An 18,542-nucleotide genomic window follows, 5' to 3' on the forward strand; every position below is an offset into this window, starting at 1 on the left:
GGTTGCGCCGGCCTCGGGTCGGCCACGGCCGGGAGGGCTCGACCTGGTATCTCGACCACGGCAAAGCTCCCAGCCCTGGTGCCCCTGCTGTGCTGTCTCGGTTTTGGACCACTCAATTCCCCCCGACCCGGCACTCGAGGAGTGGCCCACCCCTGAGACGGCCACGACGGCCGACATCGACTCCAACGTCCTCGGCCATCTGATGGGCCCCGACGCCTTCGCCCGTCACGACCTCGGCAGCGCCGCCCTCGTGATCATCAGCGCTCTGCACGCACACCGGCATCAGACGGTCAGCGAGCTCGTCGGTCCCTCCTCGGTCTCCCGCGCCACCACCCACCGGACCCTGCAACGCCTCGCCGACCACGGCTTCGTCCAGCACACGGGGGAGACCTGGGCACTCGCGCCGCGGTACACCGGAGGGCTTCGGTTTCCGCCTCCCGGACGCGGACATCGGTCTCGCCGCAGCGCCGGATCCGGTCGTTCACGAGCTCCTTCCCGAAGAAGGCCGCGGCTCTTGCCAAGACCTCGTTCGCCTTCTTGACCTCGGCCGACTCGCGGCGCAGGCACCGAAGTTCGTCGCACTCATCGCCTGTCAGCGCGCCCGCGGGCCCCTCGCCCCGGTCGATCTCCGCCTGCTTCACCCAGCCGCGAAGCCCTTCGGGGCTCACCCCCGGTTCCCGGGCGATCTCGGTGACGTTCGCGCAGATCACGTCCGCTTTCTCGGTTTTCCACTGTGCCGTCCACCGCCGCGGCCATCCGGGTCCTGTATCCAAGCTCTCCACGGCCGCTGGGTCGATGGTGTACGGCGCAGCAAGATCGCACCGCACAGTAGAGAGACGGGGCCGCCACCCTGCCCGCCATCTGAGCTGATCAGACCCGCCAGGTCAGATGCTCAGCCGCCAGATCGGCTGCACAGTCACACGGAGACCCGCTTCACACCAGGCTGATCCCGCGCGGGCCGAACTCCGCACTCGGACGCGGCTGGCTGTCGGGCACGCCGCCCACCTCCCCTCATGCCGGGTAACGCGTGGCGGGCGGATCAGGCCTCAGCCCTTGACGGCCTCCGCGATCTGCAGAGCGGCCTGGGCGGGCGTGAGGTGCGTCGTGTCGACGACCTCGGCCTCGTGGTGCAGCCACGTGCGGGCCGCCTCGGCGTAGGGCTCGAGATACTTGAGACGGAATGGGGAGTTGGGGCCGAGAACGGTGTCACTCGCGATGCGTCCGCGGAGGGTGTCCTGGTCGGCGTGGAGGACGAAGTGCCGTACCGGAATGCCATGGTGGGCGAGGCCCGTGCTGATCTCGCGCCAGTACTGCTCGACCAGGACAGTCATGGGCATCACCAGAGTGCCGCCGGCGTAGTCGAGTACGCGGCGGGCGGTCTCGACGACGAGCGGCCGCCACGGCGGCCAGTGCTGGAAGTTGTCCGTCTCGGGCAGCCCCGGCGAGATGTCCATGAGTGTCTCGCCGACTTTCTCGGCGTCGAAGATCCTTGAATCCGGGAGGAGTGGCTGCACGAGTGCGCTGGTCGTCGTCTTGCCTGCGCCGTGGGTGCCGTTGAGCCATACGATCATGGGTCCGACGCTAGCGGTGTGCGTGCCGCGGGCCTGTGCCGATCACGTCACAGAACGGGCATGGAATCGGCGCCGTCGGCGGACGGCGGTGAGGGTGCCCAGCAGGATCAGGGCCAGGAGGGAGACGCCCCCGGCAGCCGTGCCCAGCCGCAGACCGGGCGGGTGGAACGTGCAGGTGACGCTGGTCGAGGAGCCGTCGAGGGGCACGGCGATCAGTCCGAGGTGCTGTCCCGCGGGTACGGCGGTGGCGTCGCCCGCGGCACAGCGCCAACCGGCGATCCGGGGGGCCGCGACGACGGCGGTCCCCGTGCTGCCGGCGGGGAGTTCCGCCCGGATCGTGCCGCCGGAGACGGTCACCTCGGTGGCGCCGGTGGCCTTGAGCCGCCCGACGGCGGTGCGCAGCCGTGCGGTGTCCAGGCAGCCGACCGCGCCGTCCGGGACGGGGCCTGTCCCGTTGCGGGACAGTTCGATGCGCAGGCGCCCGGACGCCGGAACCGTGCCGAGCCGCTGCATGGCGGCGATCTTGCTGACCGGGTCGGACCTGAACCGCCCGGTCAGGCCGCGTGCGGAGGCGCCGGTGAGCCGTGCGGTGCCCGCGAAGTGCGGCGCCCACAGGTACACCTCGCTGTCCGCCGGGCACTGGGCCGTGACCGTCCGCCCGCCGGCGCCGGTCCGCACCGTGAGGCGGGGCACGGTGTAGACACGGGTGCCCAGCAGCAGTTCCTGGTTGCGGTACGGCGAGGACCCGAAGGCAGAAACGTTCGTGCGCGCGGAGGCGCCGGACGGTCGTACCGTGACCAGGGGTGGTACGGCCTGCCGGGACACGGTCACTCGGCTGCCGTCCTGCGGGAACCAGTTCTGATGCGGGTCCGGCGGGGAGTGCACGCGCGCGCCGACGGAGAAGATCACGTCCGTGACGGCGTTGTCCAGGCTCTGCAGACTGCGGCCGCCCGAGGTCCAGCCGCCCCCGAGGGCGGTGAGCATGCGGAAGAGCAGGTCGGAGGTGTGGCTGCTGTAGTACTGGGCTCCCTGGCCACCCACCAGCAGCGGGTCGTTGCCGACGGTCTGCTCCCGGCCGGGGTCGGTACGGTACCGGGGCCAGCCGTCGGCCTGTGCGATCGCCTCCGCCTGCTGCTGCCGCCGGTCCCCCCAGGGCGCGTAGTCGTCCATGTGCCCGAGCCGCATCCGGGTGGCCACGGCGGAGGTGGCGGTGGCCTCCCCGAGTTGCGTACCGAGGAGCAGCACCACGGCGAGCACGGCCGGCGCGCTGCGGCGCCCGTTGCTGAGGGGACGTTCACCGTCAGTGCGGCGCAGCAGGGCCAGTCCGGCCAGCGCGCCCACGGCGGCCAGGAGCAGCACCGGCCACGCGAAGGAGCGCACCAGGTCGCTCCGGCTCGCGAGGGCGGCGATGAGTGCCAGCAGCGCGCCCGCCGCGCACAGCGCGCGCCGGTCGGGCGGGCCGTACGAGAGCGAGTGCCAGGCCGCGATCACCAGCAGCGCGCACAGCACGAAGGCCTGGCGGTACGAACTGCCCTGCGGTGCGGCGAAGGCGTGCCAGAGCAGTTGGGTCGGGCCCCACTGCATCGACAGCGTCACCCCGACCACCAGCAGGGTCCACCCGGTGCGCACCTGCCGGGGCGCTGCCCGGTGGAAGGGCAGGGCGAGGGCGAGCAGCAGCGCCGTGGTGCCCACGTAGAGGGCCGGGGAACCGAAGCTGTACGTCGTCGGCAGCAGGCGGGCCAGCAGGTCCTCCGTCGCCACCGGCGTGAAGCCCCTGAATCTGCCGGGGGAGGCGTGGGTGGTGCCGAAGTACACCACCGCCACCAGCGGTGCGGCCAGGCCGATGCCGAGTGCGACGGTCAGGCCGGCCCGGCCCGCCGCGCCGAGCTTCTGGCGCCGCGGGAGTCCGGAGACCCACAGCCGCAGGAGCAGGACGAGACCGGCGGCGAGGGTGGCCATGTACGCCGTGTAGAAGTTGGCGATCCAGACCGCCGCCACGACCAACACCCCGAGGACGGGGCGCCGTCCGGTCAGCATCCATTCGCCGACCAGGCACAGCAGCGGCAGGGCGATGAGGCCGTCGAGCCACATCACGTTGTAGACGGCGCTCGCCACGGTCCAGCCGCACAGGGCGTAGGACGCGCCCAGCAGTCCCGCCGCCCACCAGCGGCCGGGCCGCAGGCTCAGCAGCAGCCAGGCCATGGCGGCGCCGGCGCACGCGACCTTCAGCACGGTGATCACATACACCGCGAGGTCGATCTCGTCCCGCGGAAACACCGCCACGAGCAGAGCGAACGGGCTGGTGAGGTACGTACCGAGATCGGGGAGGAAACTCGCGCCGAATCCGGACTGCCAATTGACGAGGAGACCGCCGTCGGCCTTTCCGTGCAGCAGATCCCACAGGTGTGCGTGGAACGGCACGTACTGGTTGCCCAGGTCGTTGACGCTCCGGGTGCGGGGACCGAAGGGGAAGCTGCGGGCGACGACGTCTGCGGCGCAGAACGCGATGACCGTGACCAGCGCCGCGAGCAGGGCGGCGGCCTGCCTGGGTCCGGCCGGGCGCGGCAGGCGTAAGCGCCGGGAGCGGTCGTGCGCGGGGCCGGACGGCGGATCGGCGGGCAGGTCCGGCGCGGGTACGGGGGGCCGCAGTCCCTGGTCGGTCGTCACCGTGCGTTCCAGTGAGCGATGCCGCTTCGGAATACGGCTATGTGCAGGGTCGAGCAGTCCATACTCGGCAGGCCCCCCAGAGCATTCGGGACGCACGGCGTCTCATCCGGGGAGGTCACCCCCGCGCGCGGCGTCGATTCGCCGACTTAGACGGGCCCTGATTCCGATTGGTTGTGCCGCCACCGGAAATAGATGAAGTGAATTCCGAATACACGCGCAGGCCTTTTGCACGATGGCCGTTACCGCCGGGTGAACAAAGGTCGTCCCGTACATTATCCGGGAGTTAATGAATTGTGGTCGCGCGTGTGGGCCACCGCCGCGACGACGGTGGCCCACACGGCTACCGGCTACCTCTGCTTGATCCGCAGGAAGGTGACGGAGTTCGCCGGGAAGGTGTACGTGAACTTCCTGGCGACCCCCGAGAAGGTCGACGTGGCCGGGGCGACCGGCGTCTGAGTCTCGCTGTTGACCGCGTTCGGGTCGGCCGTCAGCGTGGTGACCTTGGCCTTGGACGCGACCTTCGCGCCGCCGAGGTCGATCGCCGTACGGGCCGCCGACGACTGGGCGTTGACGACCTTGACGATCAGGTCACCGGTCTTCTTGTCCTTGGTGACAACCTGCCGGAACGGCTCGGCCGGCTTGTCGTCCTTGAAGCTGCCCCACTCCTTGCCGTCGAGGTAAAGGGTGACCTGACGGCCCCGCACCTTGATGTCGATGTCGTAGGCGCGGCCCGTCTCGATGGACCCGGCCTTGGAGATGAGCGTCGACTTGCCGCCGTCCACGGCCTGTTCGACGGCGGACTGGGTGTTGTTCCAGCCGCCCAGGTTCCACCAGTAGTAGTTGCCGGTGTCCTTGACGCCGAAGGCGACGAGGAAGCCCTCCTTGCCGGACTTCTTGGTGGCCTTCACGTGCATGTCGTAGTCGCGCCAGTTCGGGTCTCCGGCCGAGACCATGGTGTTCTCGGCGGCGGCGTCGGTCTGGACGTACTGCCCGTCCTGGATGCTCCAGCTGCCGCCGCCGGTGTGGGTCCACTTGGAGGCGTCACCGGAGAAGTCGTCGGTGAGCAGCGGGTTCCCGTCGGCGTCGGTCACCCTCACGTCGTCGTACGCCGCGCTGGTCGCCCATGTGGACAGGCCGACGGCGCCGGTGATGGGGGCCAGCAGCGACGGGGTGCCGGTGGCCTTGGAGGGCACCACGCGATCGCCGACGTTGTTCATGAACAGCTTCTGGACCTCGTAGTTGGCGGAGTTCCAGGAGGTGTGGTTGTTGAACCACACCATGTCCGGGCTCCACTGGACGTAGTCCTCGTTGGCGAACAGCGGGGCGTAGGAGGCGAGTTCGACGATGTCGGCGTTGCGCTCCAGGCCGGTCATGAACGCGGCTTCGGCGAGGCCGTTCTTGAAGGCGTTGCCTTGTGAGGCGTACTCGCCGAGGAAGACCTTCGGGCCGTTCCTGTCGTAGGAGTCGTAGCGGTTGTTGTTCTGCAGGAACCACGACGGGCTGTTGTAGTAGTGCTCGTCGACCATGTCGACCTTGGCCTCGCGGTTGAGCTGCCAGGCCGTGTCGAAGGTCTGACCGGTGTCGTCCGGGCCGGAGTTGGAGACGACGGTGATGTCGGGGTACTTGGCTTCGATGGCGGCGCGGAACTGCTTGAACCGGGCCATGAACTCGACCGGCAGGTTCTCCTCGTTGCCGACCCCGATGTGGGTGAGGTGGAAGGGCTTGGGGTGGCCCATCTGTGCGCGCTTCTTGCCCCAGGTCGACGTCACGGGTCCGTTGGCGAACTCGATGAGGTCGAGGGCGTCCTGGATGTGCCGCTTGAGCAGCGCCTCGTCGTCGGTGGCCTTGTTCTGGCCGCAGCCGGTCACCAGGGCCGGGACGACGGGCAGGGGCATCGCGCCGATGTCCTCGGCGAAGCGGAAGTACTCGTAGTAGCCGAGGCCGTAACTCTGGTTGTAGCCCCAGAAGTTGGAGTTGGTGGCGCGCTCCTCGACCGGGCCGATGGTGTCCTTCCACTGGTAGGAGCGCTTACGCTGCCAGTTGGAGGCCTCGCTGTAGTCCTCCATCGAGCCGGTGTTGACCAGACAGCCGCCGGGGAAGCGCAGGAAGCCCGGGTGGAGGGCCTCGACCTTCTCGGCGAGGTCCTTGCGCAGGCCGTTCGGCTGGTGCTTGTAGGTGTCGCGCGGGAACAGGGACACCATGTCCAGGGCCGCCGCGGCGGAGGAGGCGACGGTGAGGCGGCCGGTGGAGCTGGTGCGGGTGGCGGTGAAGGTGGCGGTGTACTTGGCCCAGCCGTCCGTGCGCACGGTGACCTTGCGGGCGGTGGCCAGCGGGCCGTCGGCGTCCTGGAGGGTGACGGTGAGGGCGGTGCCGCTCGCCGCGCGGGCCCACACCGAGAAGTCGTACTTCTTGCCCTCGTCCACGTGGACGCCGGTGTTGTAGCCGGCGTTCGTGACGGACGAACCGGCGCCCAGGGAGAGGTAGTTGCGGTTGCGCTCGTTGAGCCGCCCGTCGTCGTTCACGACCTGGCCGGCGCCGTCGACCGTCCAGGAGGTGAGGGGCGTGTACGAGGTGTTGTCGGCGGTGGAGTATTCGAACGACCGGTTCTGCACGAGCTCGGCGTACAGGCCGCCGTCCGCGGCCCGGTTGATGTCCTCGAAGAAGACGCCGTACATCGTGTCGTCGATCTTCGCGCCCTGGGCACTCGGGTCGACGGTGATCGCGTAGTCGGTGACGTCCTCGGCGTGTGCGGGGGCCGGGACGAGGCCGGCCGCCACCAGTAAGGCGGTGGCCGTGAGACCTAGTCTCCAGCGGGTGCGCGTGCGTGACATGGATACTCCGCGGCTCAGTTATGGGAGTTGTCAGGGTGCGGCTGCGTTGCGAGAGTGCAGTTGTTCGACATGTCGGACAATGATCAGCACATCGAACGGCAAGATAGGTAGGGGACAGGGACGCGTCAATGGTTCGCGCAGCAACGGATGGGACGAGGGACGCAACGGGATGGGCGAGTTCTGGCCGGTGCCGGACGTGCTGGCGTATCTGGCCGGGAGGTGGCGGGTGGAGCGATCGGTGCGGGATCTGGCGAGTGGCGCCCAGGGCCACTTCAGCGGTACGACGGTTTTCGGCCCACTGGACGGAGGCGGGCTGCTGCACCACGAGTCCGGCACTTTCACCTGGCAGGGCGTCCCACGTCCCGCCGAGCGCACGCTGCGCTTCCTGCCCGGAAGCTCACCGGGCACCGCGGACGTGCGCTTCGCCGACGGCCGCCCCTTCCACGACCTGGATCTGACCTCCGGCCGGCACCTCGCCGACCATCCCTGCTCGGCGGACCTCTACCGGGGCGAGTTCACCGTGCGCGACCGGGACCACTGGCGGACCGTGTGGCGGGTGGGCGGCCCCACCAAGGACCTCATCCTGACCACCGAGTACGCCCGCGAGGACTGAGCAGCCATACCGGCTATGACCGTGAGCGCCGGGCGGTCGCCCCTGCTACGACGGGGACGGCCGGGCAGCCATCCCTGCCACGACCGCGAGGACCGGACGTCACTCCTGCCACGACCGGCACGGCCGCGCAACCACCCCCGCCACGACCACGAGGACCGGACGTCACTCCTGCCACGACCGGCACGGCCGCGCAACCACCCCCGCCACGACCACGAGGACCGGATGTCACCCCCACGACGAACGGCACACCAGACACCCCCCGCCACCACCCGCACAACCCGACACCCACCCCGCCACGACCGGCACGACCGGCACGACCAGGCACCCACCCTTGCTACGCCCGGGACGGCTGAGCGGACACCCCGTCGAAGCGGAGGTTCCAGCGTCCCGCCCGGCCGGTGACGACGGTCGTCGACAGGGGGCGGACGTCGATGTTCCAGTACGTGGAGGGCGGTGCCTTCACGGCGTACACCAGGGCCGCGCGGATCACCGACGGCTCGGCCACGGCGACGATGCGCCCGCCGTCCTCGACGGGCCGGGTGTCGAGCCAGTTGCCGACGCGGGAGATGAAGGCCCGCAGGGACTCACCGCCGTGCGGGGTGGCCTGCGGGTCGGCGAGCCAGGCATCCACGGCCGCAGGTTCGCGGGCCATCGCCTCGCGGAGCGTCAGCCCGTTCCAGCGCCCCATGTCGCAGTCCCGCAGGGCGAGTTGCACCAGCGGTGAGTATCCGAGGGCGTCCCCCGTGGCGCGGCTGCGCGCAGTCGGCGAGCAGTAGCGCAACTCGGCCGCCGCGAGCGGGATCAGGTCCTGGGCGACGCGCTGCACCTCGTCCCAGCCGGCCTGGTCCAGCGGACGGTCGTCCGCGAAGCGCTCCGCCAGCAGCGGGGAGCTGCGCGCGGCGGCGACGAAGGTGACCCGTAGTTGCATGCGGCGATGGTGAGTCGCGGAAGTGCGCAGGTCAAGAGGTGTTGCTCAGGAGCCACCCGGGGTGTGTCAGGGCTCACCGATCGAGCACGAGTGCCATCCACTGGTCCGGCTTCTCCAGCGGCGCGAACCCGAGCTTCTCGTACACCCCGTGCGCGTCGTGGGTGGCGAGCAGGATCCGCCGCAGCCCGTACGGCCGCAGATGCTCCCGTACGGCCTCGACGAGAGCCGTGCCGATCCCTTTGCCCCGCACGGACGGGTCGACGTACACGTCGCACAGCCACGCGAAGGTCGCCCGGTCGGTGATGACCCGCGCATACGCGACCTGATCCCCCGCGACCGTCTCGTACACCCCGAAGTTGAGCGACCCTGCGACCGCCCGGTCCTGCTTCTCACGGGAGCGGCCGATGGCCCAGTACGCGTCCGTCGACAGCCAGCGATGCACACGCTCGGCGTCGATGCGATCGGGATCGGCGGAGATCTCATAGCCTTCGGCGAGGCTGGGCGTGACGGCGGGGGTCTCTGTCATGCCGGGAGATTCGCAGGTCATGGGCGAGGGCGTCGAGCGGTTTTCGGCGCCGGGCACGGGGCGTTGTCAGTGGCGGCTGCGATGCTGCAAGGCATGACTGCTACGACGACCGCGGCCGACTACGCAGGGCTCGAGGAGCAGTACGCCCATCTGATGGTGGCGTTCTGCGTCACGCTGGTCCGAGGCCTGACGGCCGAGGAACTGCTCCAGCGGCTGGGAGCGGAGCCCGAGGTGCGCGCCACCGGGGTGGAGCCGCTGAGCGAACCGTCGTACGCCGTACGCGATCCCTACCGGCTGTTCGCCGAGGCCACGTCCGTCGGCGACTGGTCGCTGGTGGTCGCACCGGACGCCGCTCCTCAACTGGCAAACGTTGCCTGCCGGGGCACTAGAGCACCTCGTCACAGGCCCTGCGAAGCCGCCGTACCCCCTCCGCGATCTCCCCCGTCCCCGCCACCGCCGCGAAACTCAGCCGCACGTGCCCGGCCGAAGGTTCGGCGCTGAAGTACGGGCGGCCCGGAGTGATCGCGACGCCGGCGCGGAGGGCGGCGGCCGTCAAGGCCACCTCGTCGGTGCCGTCGGGGAGGCGCAGCCAGAGGTGGTAGCCGCCCGAGGGGATGTGCGGAAGGGAGAGTTCGGGGAGGTCGAGGCGGAGGGCGGAGGTCATCGTGTCGCGGCGGGTCTTCAGCTCCGCGGAGATGGCGCGCAGATGGCGGGGCCAGGCGGGCGAGCCGACCAGTTCGAGCGCCGCCTCCTGGAGCGGCCGGGGGACGAAGAAGGTGTCGACGATCTGGATGGCGCGCAGCCGCTCCAGCACGGGGCCATGGGCGGCGAGCGCGCTCACCCGGAAGCTGGGCGAGGTGGCCTTGGTCAGCGAACAGACATGGACGACGACGCCGTCGGGGTCGTCGGCTGCGAGCGGACGCGGCAGCGGCCCCGCGCTCTCGTGCACGAGCCGTCGTACGAAGTCGTCCTCGATGACGAACGCACCGGCCTCGCGCGCGATGCGGAGCACCTCCGCGCGCCGGTCGGGGGCGAGCACGGCGCCGGTGGGGTTCTGGAAGAGCGGCTGGCAGACGAAGACCCGGGCGCCGGTCGCCCGGAAGGCGTCGGCGAGCAGGGCCGGTTTCACGCCGTCCGTGTCCACCGGTACCGGGACGGGTCGCAGTCCGGCCGCGCGGGCGATCGCCAGCATGCCCGGGTAGGTGGGCGACTCGACGAGGACGGGCGCCCCGGGCGGGGCGAGCGCGCGCAGTGCGGTGGTCAGCGCGGACTGGCCGCCCGAGGTGATCAGCACCTCGGCGGCCGTGATGGCACCGCCGATGCCGCGCGCGAACCACTCCCGCAGCTCCGGCAGCCCCTCCGTCGGCGGCCGCCCCCAGGCACCGGGGCGGCGGCCGGCCCGGGACAGCGCCGCGGCCATCGCCCGCTCCGGTTGCAGCGACGGGTGCAGATAGCCGCCGTTGAACTCGACCACCCCGGGCGGCGGGGCGGCGAGGGAGACCAGGACGCCGGAGGCGTCGACCGAGCGCGGTACGAGATCGACGGCGCCGTCGGCGCTGAGGGTGACCTCCTGCCACGAGGTGTCCCCTACGGCAGCGGCGGCGGGACGCTGCCGGGCACGGAAGGCCCCGGCGCCGGGCCGGGTGACCACCAGCCCCTCGGCGGCCAACTGCGCCAGGGCCCGCGAGACGGTCACCGGGCTCACCCGGAACCGTTCCACGAGGGCGCGGCTCGACGGGAGCTTTCCACCTGGAGAGTAGCGATCCAGCTCCCTTCGCAACTGTTCTGCCAGATCACCGACGCTGCTACGCTCTTGCATGAGAGCACAGAGTAGCGCTACCGCGCCGACCCGGATAGCGGTCACCGCCCCGGCCAGGACGACGACCGCCGGCACCCTCCAGGCCGCCCTCGGCGTCGTCGCCTTCTCCCTCACCTTTCCCGCCACCGCCTGGGGCCTGGAGGGCTTCAGCCCGTGGGCCCTGATCGCGGCGCGCACGGTCCTCGCGGCGGTGATCGCCGGAGGCTGTCTGCTGGCACTGCGCGTCCCCTTGCCCGGCCGCCGGCACTGGCCGGGCCTCGCGGTCGTCGCCGCCGGGGTCGTGGTCGGCTTCCCGCTGCTGTCCACGCTCGCCCTGCAGACCTCGACCACCGCGCACGCCGCCGTGGTCGTCGGCCTGCTGCCGCTGACGACCGCGCTCTGCTCCGCGCTGCGCATGGGCACCCGTCCCTCCCGTACGTTCTGGACGGCGGCGCTCGTGGGCGCCGCGGCGGTGGTCGCCTTCGCGGTGCAGCAGAGCGGCGGTGCCCTCACCGCCGCCGACCTGTACCTCTTCGGGGCCCTGCTGGTGTGCGCGGCCGGCTACACGGAGGGCGGCCGGCTGGCCCGGCTCATGCCGGGGTGGCAGGTCATCGCCTGGGCGCTGGTGCTGTGTCTGCCGCTCGCCGTGCCCGCCGCCGCGGTGGCACTGGCGTACGAGCCCGTGCGCCTGACCGCGCACAGCGTGGCCGGGCTGGTGTGGGTCGCGGCGGGCTCCCAGTTCCTCGGCCTGGTCCTCTGGTACCGGGGCATGGCCGCGATCGGGATCCCGAGGGCCAGCCAGTTGCAGTTGGCCCAGCCGCTGCTCACACTGGTGTGGTCGGTGCTGCTGCTCGGCGAGCACCTGACGGTGGCTGCCCCGGTGACGGCCGCGGCGGTGCTCGTGTGCATCGCCGTCACCCAGCGGGCGCGGAGCTGAGCGGCGCGCACGCGTCGGTCCCAACCGGGCCCCCGCGCCGTAAACTCAAGGCCACGGACCGCTGCTCCCGCACATGGTGAGGAGGCCCAACAGATGCGCGCAACCGTGGGCGACCAGCTTGTCCAGCACGGCAGGGTGGTCGGACAGCACGACAAGGTCGGCGAGATCGTCGAAGTACTCGGCCAGGAGGGCAACCCCCCGTACCGCGTCCGCTTCGAGGACGGGCACGTGGGCGTGTGCTCACCCGGCCCGGACACCGAGATCAAGCACCGGGAAAAGGAAACCCGCCGGTGATTCAGCGCGGGGGCTTCGCCGGCTGCCCGTAGTGGTCGGCGACCACCCGCGCCATCGCCCCGATCCGGTCCGCCGCCACTTCCCTGGCGGCGAAGAAGACGTGCCCGCGCGCCTGCGGGTAGTCGCGGGCCAGGGTGAGGTGGCGGGACAGCTCGGCCGGGTCCTGCCAGACCGTGGACTGCGCCGGATCTCCCGCCTTGTACAAGGCCTCACCCAGGTACAGCTTCGTCCTGCTGCCCCGCGCCACCTCGGCCCACCAGGGCAGCAGCTTGGCGTAGTCGGCGGCGGCCGAGCCGATGTTCCAGTAGAGCTGCGGGACGATGTAGTCGATCCAGCCCTCGCGGACCCATTTCCGCGTGTCCGCGTGCAGATCGTCGTACGTCTGCACACCCGCCCGGGTGTCCGAGCCGCGTGAGTCGGTGGCCGCGTTGCGCCACACCCCGAAGGGGCTGATGCCGAAGCGGGTGGTGGAGCGGATCTCCGGGATGCGCCTCGCCATCTCCTGCACCAGCTTGTCGGTGTTGTCCCGCCGCCAGGCGGCCCGGTTCGGGAAGGCGCCGCCGTAGCGGTCGTAGGCCGCGTCGTCGTCGAAGGTCTGACCCGCCACCGGATACGGGTAGAAGTAGTCGTCGAAGTGCACGGCGTCCACCGGGTACTTCTTCACCGCGTCCAGCATCGCGTTCTGCACGAAGGCGCGAACCTCGGGCAGCCCGGGGTTGTAGTAGAGCTTGCCGCCGTAGGCCACCACCCAGTGCGGATGTGTGCGGGCGGGGTGCGCGGCGGCGAGCCTCGTCGGGTCGGTGTGCATGGCGATGCGGTAGGGGTTGAACCAGGCGTGCAGTTCCAGCCCCCGGGCATGCGCCTGAGCCACGGCCGTACCGAGCGGGTCCCAGCCCGGGGACCTGCCCTGAGTGCCGGTGAGATACGACGACCAGGGCTCGTACGGCGAGGGCCACAGCGCGTCCGCCGTCGGCCGCACCTGGAAGATCACCGTGTTGAGGCGGTTGCGGACCGCCGTGTCCAGGTGGGCGATCAGCTCGGCGCGCTGCTCGGCCGCCGTCAGACCCGGCTGCGAGGGCCAGTCGCGGTTGGTCACGGTCGCCAGCCACACGCCCCGCATCTCGGTGGTCGCCCTGCGTGGATGCTCCGGCCTGGCCGCCGCACCCGAGGCTGTCGTGAGAGTCGACAGCGCGGCCAGCGCGAACGCCCGACGTGACAGTCGCCCCATCTGCACACCCCTCTACGCCATGGATCCGCACAGTCACGGATCGTCTCCGCGCCCAAGGATGCCCGACCCGGACGATCGATCATCGCTACTTAGAGGTAACGTGCACGATCGGAGCAGGAACCGGACGACGGAACTCCTGCCACCGCCAAGAAGCAGCGAAAGGGACGATGTGACCGGTATCTCGGTAGACATTGCGCGCGTCGGAGTGGTGGGCTGCGGCCAGATGGGAGCGGGCATCGCCGAGGTGTGCGCCCGCGCCGGCCTGGACGTGATGGTCGCCGAGACCACCGGCGAGGCCCTGGAGATAGGCCGGACCCGGCTGTTCAACTCCCTGTCCAAGGCCGCCGAGCGCGGGAAGATCACCGGAGAGGAGCTCGACGCGACGCAGGCGCGCCTGACTTTCACCACCGATCTCGGCGAGTTCGCCGACCGCGACCTGGTGATCGAGGCCGTCGTCGAGAACGAGCAGGTCAAGACCGAGATCTTCCAGGTGCTCGACCAGGTGGTGACCCGGGCGGACGCCATCCTCGCCTCCAATACCTCCTCCATCCCGCTGGTCAAGCTGGCGGTCGCCACCTCGCGCCCCGACCAGGTCGTCGGCATCCACTTCTTCAACCCGGCCCCGGTGCAGCAGCTGGTCGAGCTGATCCCGGCGCTCACCACCTCCGAGGGCACGCTCAGCCGGGCCCAGGTCTTCACCGAGAAGGTGCTCGGCAAGCACTCGATCCGTGCCCAGGACCGCTCCGGCTTCGTGGTGAACGCGCTGCTGATCCCCTACCTCCTCTCCGCGATCCGGATGTTCGAGTCGGGCATCGCCAGCCGCGAGGACATCGACAACGGCATGGAGATGGGCTGCGCCCACCCGATGGGCCCGCTGAAGCTGTCCGACCTGATCGGGTTGGACACGGTTGCCTCGGTCGCGTACTCGATGTACGAGGAGTACAAGGAGCCGCTGTACGCCGCTCCCCCGCTGCTCCAGCGCATGGTCGACGCCGGCCGGCTGGGCCGGAAGTCCGGCTCGGGCTTCTACACCTACGGCTGATCACAGACGGTCAGAATCCAGCCATCGCGCGGGCCCGGCACCGGAGAAGGTGCCGGGCCCACGGCGTTCACACACCGTGTGCGCGCTGGGCTCGCATATGCCCCTCGCACACTCTCCCCACGTGCCCACCAGGCGAGTTGACTCTTCATGCGCATGCAAGGGATGGGATCGACTACGGAAAGGAGCGGACTCGTGACCGCCGACCCCGAACATCCCGTGGTCCATGGAGAACTCGCAGAGTTACGGCGCCGCCTCGATGTCGCGTACGCGCGCGTCGAAGGAGGGCTGGCTCTGCTCAACCACCGCACCGAAGAGACGGACAAGGAACTCGACGACCTGAGCACCCGGGTCGTCGCCCTGGAGCACGCCCGCTGGCCGCTGCCCGCGGTCGCGGTACTCACCGCCGTGGGCGCGCTCGTCGTGACGATCTGGCAGGCCCTGGGCCGCTGAAGGACCTGTGGACCAGGACGCCGGTGGGGGAATCAGGGCATGGCGTCCTGCCCGAGCCGGAGATGATGCAGCAGCAGTAACGCGGCCGCCATGTTCGCGGCCGGGACCTCGCCGCGGGCGACCATGTCGGGAACGAGTTTGAGGGGGACCCATTCCCGGCGGTCCGACTCGAAGTCGTCCACGGGGTGTCCGACGTACTCGCCCTCGTCGGCCCAGTAGATGTGGTGCCGGGCGTCGGTGAGCCCGTTGGACGGCTCCACGCTCATCAGGTGGTGCAGGGGTCCCGGCCGCCAGCCGGTCTCTTCCTCGAGTTCCCTGGCGGCCGCGCGGGCGATGTCCTCGCCGTCCTCGACGACGCCCGCCGCGAGTTCCCACCCCCAGCTGTCGGTGATGAAGCGGTGGCGCCACAGGAGGAGGACTTCGTTGGCCGCGTTCACCACCGTGGCCACGGCGACCGGCCGCAGCCGTATGAGGAAGTGGTCCAGGTGCCGGCCGTCGGGCAGCTCCACATCTGCCAGGTTGACGGTGAACCAGCGGTTTTCATACACAGTTTGTTCGTTCTGTTTCGTCCACTGCACGGTCCTGCCACCTTCCGTCGAGTAAGTGGCAATATCGCAGCAGGGACGAAGCGGTGTCGGGGGCGGGCGCCGGTCTACAGCGGTACGCGCAGGGCCCCGTCGATGAGTTCGGCCGCCTCGGACGTGCCCGCGCACCCGCTGCGTACGAGGTGTTCGCGGACCGCCCGGAGTCTGTCGCGCAGGCGCTGGGACTCCATCCCCCTGGCCTGCTCGGCCATCTGCACCGCGATGGCCACCGCCTTGTCGGCGTTGCCCTGGCGCAGTTCGATGGTGCTGAGCATGGCGAGCCGGTGCACCCGGCCCCGGTCGTGGGCGGGGTTGTCGACGGCGGCCATGGCGTGCTCCCGGGCCGCCGCGAGCTCGCCGAGGCTCAACAGCGCCTCCGCCACCTGGACGTTGACCAGTCCCGGCTGGACATAGCCCGTCTCGTCGGGCTCGTATCCGCGCCGGATGCGTTCGGCGGCCTGCTCGGCCCGCCGGATGCACGACAGTGCGCTCGTGCCGTCGCCGAGGTGTGCGTACGCCTTCGCCTGCATCGCGTACAGGTCGGAGGCGAGGGCGGGGGTGATGTGCTTGCCCGCGGCGCGCAGCGCGGCCTCGGCGAAGGCGACGGCCTGGCGGTACTCCCGCATGAACAGCGACTGGTTGACCAGGAGCGCGATCACGTACGCCCCCAGTCCCCGGTCCCCGCTGGCCTTCGCCAGCCGGAGGGCCTGGTGGAAGTAGCGCTGGGCGAGGCCGTGCGCGTCGGAGTCGTACGCGCAGATCCCGGCGACGGCCACCAACCCACCCGTGGCCCGGTGCAGTTGGCGCCCCGTCTCGTCGGTGTAGCTGCCGCGCAGCAGCGGGGCGGCCTCGGCGTTGAGGAAGCCGACGATCCGGGTGCGGGTCGCTATGCCGCCGGCCTTGCGGTACATCTGCTCGTAGTGGGTACGGGCCGCGCGCAGCATCTCGATGTCGGCGGGGGTGACCCGCTGCCGGCCGCCACGTGAGACGTCGACGTCCTCGGGCGGGTTCTCCCACTCCCACACGGGCATGACGGCGGGCGTGCCGGTGACCGCGGGCGCGCCCAGGATGTGCGGGCGCTGCTGCTCGTCGGAGCGCCACAGGGCGGTGGCCCGCTCGACGAAGCCGGACAGCGACGTGCCGTGCGGGCTGGAGGGCTCGCCGGGCACGCCGAGGCCGATGTCGTCGAGGGTGACGGGGCGTTGCAGCCGGGCGGCGAGCACCTCGCAGATCAGGTCGGGCACTTGGCCGCGGGGGCGTTGGCCCTTCAACCACCGTGCCACGGCGGTGTGTTCGTATCTGAGCGCGAGACCACGTGCCCGCCCCGCCTGGTTCACATGGGCGGCGAGGCCGGCGTGCGAGATACCCGCCTCGTCCAGGATCGCGTCGAGCAGAGTGTTGGGCTGCATGGGAGGCCCCCCGGTGGCTCGGTGCCGACAGAGTAGTGGGTCCGCCTTCACACGGGGTGTGAACGGAGTACTCGAATCCGCGCTGTGTGCGCACTGTTGCGGAGAGTTGCCAGCCGGTTGACTGAAATGCCTCGCAAGAGGCCGGCCGGGCCGCCGGCTCCCCCTCGTACAGTGCGGCGGCCCGGGCGCTGCGCTAGCCAACGCCGGGACCTAATCGCCGTGCCGTTAAAGGTGCGTTGTCGGCTGCGGATTCGTTGTGGCTGGTCGCGCCCCCGCGGCGGAGCCGCACGTGTCACTGCCCCGCGCCCCTGAGGGACGTCTGCCTTGCCGGTCGTTGCTGAGTACCAGTAGGGCGATGTCGTCCGCTGGTGTGCCGCCCGTGTGACGCAGTAGTGCCGTGAAGATCGAACCCAATACGACCCGTGGGCCTGCGACAAGGTTGTCGCGTACGGCCTCGGACAGGGCTGTGTGCAGGGAAAAGAACCGGCCACGCGCGTCCCTCGCGTCCTCGGCACCGTCCGTGTGCAGGACCAGGGTCTCGCCCGGCATCAGGTGGCCACACCGCACGGGCGGCAGGTCGTGCGGAAGAGGGAACAAGCCGAGGGGCGGGTGAGGCTCCGCATTCGCGAGAGGCTCCACCCTCGTGCCGCTGAGCAGATACGGCCACGGATGGCCGCAGTTGAGGGCGCGGACCTCCCCGTCCCGGTCGATGTCCAGCAGCAGTACGGTGACGAACTCCTCGGCGACCGGGTTCTCGGGCTCCGGCCCGGCCGAGGGATGTTCCGCGCGCGCCCGTTCGCGCAGGTGCCGGGCCAGGGCGCGTTCCAACCGGCGCAGCACACCGTCGAGTTCCGCCTCGTCGTGCGCGGCCTCGCGGAAGCTGCCCAGGACGGCGGCCGCCGTAGCGATGGCGGTGAGGCCGTGCCCGCGTGCGTCGCCCATCACGACCCGGACGCCGTGCTCGGTGGCGACCACGTCGTACAGGTCACCGCCGATGGTGGCGCCGTGGTCCGCGGACAGCTGGGCGGCGGCGAGGTTGAGGCCGTCGACGCGCGGGGGCAGCGGCCGGAGCAGCACGCTCTGGGCGGCGTCCGCGACCTGACGGGCCTTCCTGAGCTCACGCAGCAGACCGTGCCGGACGTAGCAGATCAGCCCGGTGCCGACGGCGAAGAAGACGGCGCTGGAGACCGCGCGGGCCCCGAGGCCGTTCTGCTGGGCGAGCGGACAGGCCAGCTTGTAGGTGACGGCGACGGCGCCCCAGGCGGTGGGCAGCCCCAGCGCGAGGGCCCGCCGCAGCCGCCGGCGACGGGGCCGAGAGGTGCCTCGAAGCCATGAGGGAAGGCCCCGATGACCGGGCGCCCGTGTATCCGTCCGGGGCCGCCCAGCCCTGCGGGGAACCCCAGCTTTGATGCGGATCATGCCGATGGCCCCCCAATTAGGCCCTGACAGCGCAATCGGACCGACCTCGAAAGGCCGGTCCGATTCTGTCGACCAGATGCCCAGAAAGGGCCAATCACTGGGAGAAGTCACCCTATTGAGTGAGGTGACCGCAACGCCCCTAGGCCCTGTCGTCAAATTCCCGCCTGCCCTGCGACGCCATGCACGCTCCCCCACTGCCTTAAAGGCGTGGGAGGTGCCCCCACTCGCCGCACCGGGCACAGACC

16 protein-coding genes are annotated in these 18,542 nt (G+C 70.7%); 6 read left to right on the forward strand and 10 right to left on the reverse strand.

What is annotated here, in order from left to right; genetic code table 11:
* Positions 1-202: 202 nt before the first annotated feature.
* Positions 203-541 (forward strand): helix-turn-helix domain-containing protein, encoded by a 339-nt coding sequence (locus Q4V64_RS54885; protein WP_253267294.1) that lies wholly within the window; start codon positions 203-205, stop codon positions 539-541.
* Between the two features lie 505 nt (positions 542-1,046).
* On the opposite strand, the gene Q4V64_RS09715 is transcribed toward Q4V64_RS54885, so the two are convergent.
* The 3 genes from Q4V64_RS09715 to Q4V64_RS09725 all read right to left on the reverse strand — a co-directional run bounded on the left by Q4V64_RS09715 (position 1,047) and on the right by Q4V64_RS09725 (position 7,069).
* A complete protein-coding gene (locus Q4V64_RS09715) occupies positions 1,047-1,571 on the reverse strand; it encodes an AAA family ATPase (RefSeq protein WP_124443709.1) in 525 nt (174 codons plus the stop codon).
* Positions 1,572-1,613: 42 nt separating this feature from the next.
* The gene (locus Q4V64_RS09720; protein WP_172629489.1) at positions 1,614-4,091 is read right to left on the reverse strand and encodes a YfhO family protein; all 2,478 of its coding nucleotides are present in this window, start codon (positions 4,089-4,091) and stop codon (positions 1,614-1,616) included.
* A 494-nt stretch (positions 4,092-4,585) separates the two neighbouring features.
* Entirely contained in the window at positions 4,586-7,069 is a 2,484-nt protein-coding gene (locus Q4V64_RS09725; RefSeq protein ID WP_124443708.1) for an alpha-L-arabinofuranosidase C-terminal domain-containing protein, read from the reverse strand.
* A gap of 169 nt (positions 7,070-7,238) precedes the next feature.
* Between Q4V64_RS09725 and Q4V64_RS09730 the strand changes: the two genes are divergently transcribed.
* Positions 7,239-7,682, forward strand: coding sequence for a DUF6314 family protein (locus Q4V64_RS09730; protein ID WP_124443707.1), 444 nt, complete (start codon positions 7,239-7,241; stop codon positions 7,680-7,682).
* 334 nt (positions 7,683-8,016) lie between these two features.
* Here the strand turns inward: Q4V64_RS09730 and Q4V64_RS09735 are convergent, their stop codons facing one another.
* The 3 genes from Q4V64_RS09735 to Q4V64_RS09745 all read right to left on the reverse strand — a co-directional run bounded on the left by Q4V64_RS09735 (position 8,017) and on the right by Q4V64_RS09745 (position 10,955).
* Positions 8,017-8,610 (reverse strand): histidine phosphatase family protein, encoded by a 594-nt coding sequence (locus tag Q4V64_RS09735; protein WP_124443706.1) that lies wholly within the window; start codon positions 8,608-8,610, stop codon positions 8,017-8,019.
* Between the two features lie 73 nt (positions 8,611-8,683).
* A complete protein-coding gene (locus Q4V64_RS09740; RefSeq protein ID WP_124443705.1) occupies positions 8,684-9,136 on the reverse strand; it encodes a GNAT family N-acetyltransferase in 453 nt (150 codons plus the stop codon).
* A 385-nt stretch (positions 9,137-9,521) separates the two neighbouring features.
* Positions 9,522-10,955 carry a PLP-dependent aminotransferase family protein gene (locus Q4V64_RS09745; protein ID WP_124443704.1) on the reverse strand — a complete coding sequence of 478 codons (1,434 nt, stop codon included), beginning with the start codon at positions 10,953-10,955 and terminating at the stop codon, positions 9,522-9,524.
* Between Q4V64_RS09745 and Q4V64_RS09750 the strand changes: the two genes are divergently transcribed.
* Together Q4V64_RS09750 and Q4V64_RS09755 are read left to right on the forward strand one after the other, a co-directional pair.
* Complete coding sequence (locus tag Q4V64_RS09750; RefSeq protein ID WP_124443703.1) at positions 10,954-11,871, forward strand: DMT family transporter; 918 nt, start codon at positions 10,954-10,956, stop codon at positions 11,869-11,871. The two genes, Q4V64_RS09745 and Q4V64_RS09750, sit on opposite strands and share 2 nt — an antisense overlap.
* Before the next feature lie 93 nt (positions 11,872-11,964).
* The gene (locus Q4V64_RS09755; RefSeq protein WP_124443702.1) at positions 11,965-12,165 is read left to right on the forward strand and encodes a DUF1918 domain-containing protein; all 201 of its coding nucleotides are present in this window, start codon (positions 11,965-11,967) and stop codon (positions 12,163-12,165) included.
* Between the two features lies 1 nt (position 12,166).
* Here Q4V64_RS09755 and Q4V64_RS09760 read toward each other — a convergent pair whose 3' ends face one another.
* Positions 12,167-13,393, reverse strand: a complete 1,227-nt coding sequence (locus Q4V64_RS09760) for a family 10 glycosylhydrolase (RefSeq protein ID WP_124443701.1) — start codon at positions 13,391-13,393, stop codon at positions 12,167-12,169.
* A gap of 169 nt (positions 13,394-13,562) precedes the next feature.
* On the opposite strand from Q4V64_RS09760, the gene Q4V64_RS09765 reads away from it, so the two are divergent.
* Both Q4V64_RS09765 and Q4V64_RS09770 read left to right on the forward strand, forming a co-directional pair.
* Positions 13,563-14,435, forward strand: coding sequence for a 3-hydroxybutyryl-CoA dehydrogenase (locus tag Q4V64_RS09765; RefSeq protein ID WP_124443700.1), 873 nt, complete (start codon positions 13,563-13,565; stop codon positions 14,433-14,435).
* A gap of 192 nt (positions 14,436-14,627) precedes the next feature.
* Positions 14,628-14,885: a hypothetical protein gene (locus Q4V64_RS09770; protein WP_124443699.1), complete on the forward strand. Its 258-nt coding sequence runs from the start codon at positions 14,628-14,630 to the stop codon at positions 14,883-14,885.
* A gap of 32 nt (positions 14,886-14,917) precedes the next feature.
* On the opposite strand, the gene Q4V64_RS09775 is transcribed toward Q4V64_RS09770, so the two are convergent.
* From Q4V64_RS09775 to Q4V64_RS09785, 3 genes are all read right to left on the reverse strand, one after another.
* Complete coding sequence (locus Q4V64_RS09775; protein WP_124443698.1) at positions 14,918-15,463, reverse strand: NUDIX hydrolase; 546 nt, start codon at positions 15,461-15,463, stop codon at positions 14,918-14,920.
* Between the two features lie 74 nt (positions 15,464-15,537).
* Positions 15,538-16,878, reverse strand: a complete 1,341-nt coding sequence (locus tag Q4V64_RS09780) for a transcriptional regulator (RefSeq protein WP_124443697.1) — start codon at positions 16,876-16,878, stop codon at positions 15,538-15,540.
* 225 nt (positions 16,879-17,103) lie between these two features.
* Positions 17,104-18,297: a PP2C family protein-serine/threonine phosphatase gene (locus Q4V64_RS09785; RefSeq protein ID WP_124443902.1), complete on the reverse strand. Its 1,194-nt coding sequence runs from the start codon at positions 18,295-18,297 to the stop codon at positions 17,104-17,106.
* Between the last annotated feature and the right edge of the window lie 245 nt (positions 18,298-18,542).

The sequence above is a fragment of the Streptomyces sp. NL15-2K genome (assembly GCF_030551255.1).
In the GTDB taxonomy this organism is placed as follows: Bacteria; Actinomycetota; Actinomycetes; order Streptomycetales; family Streptomycetaceae; genus Streptomyces.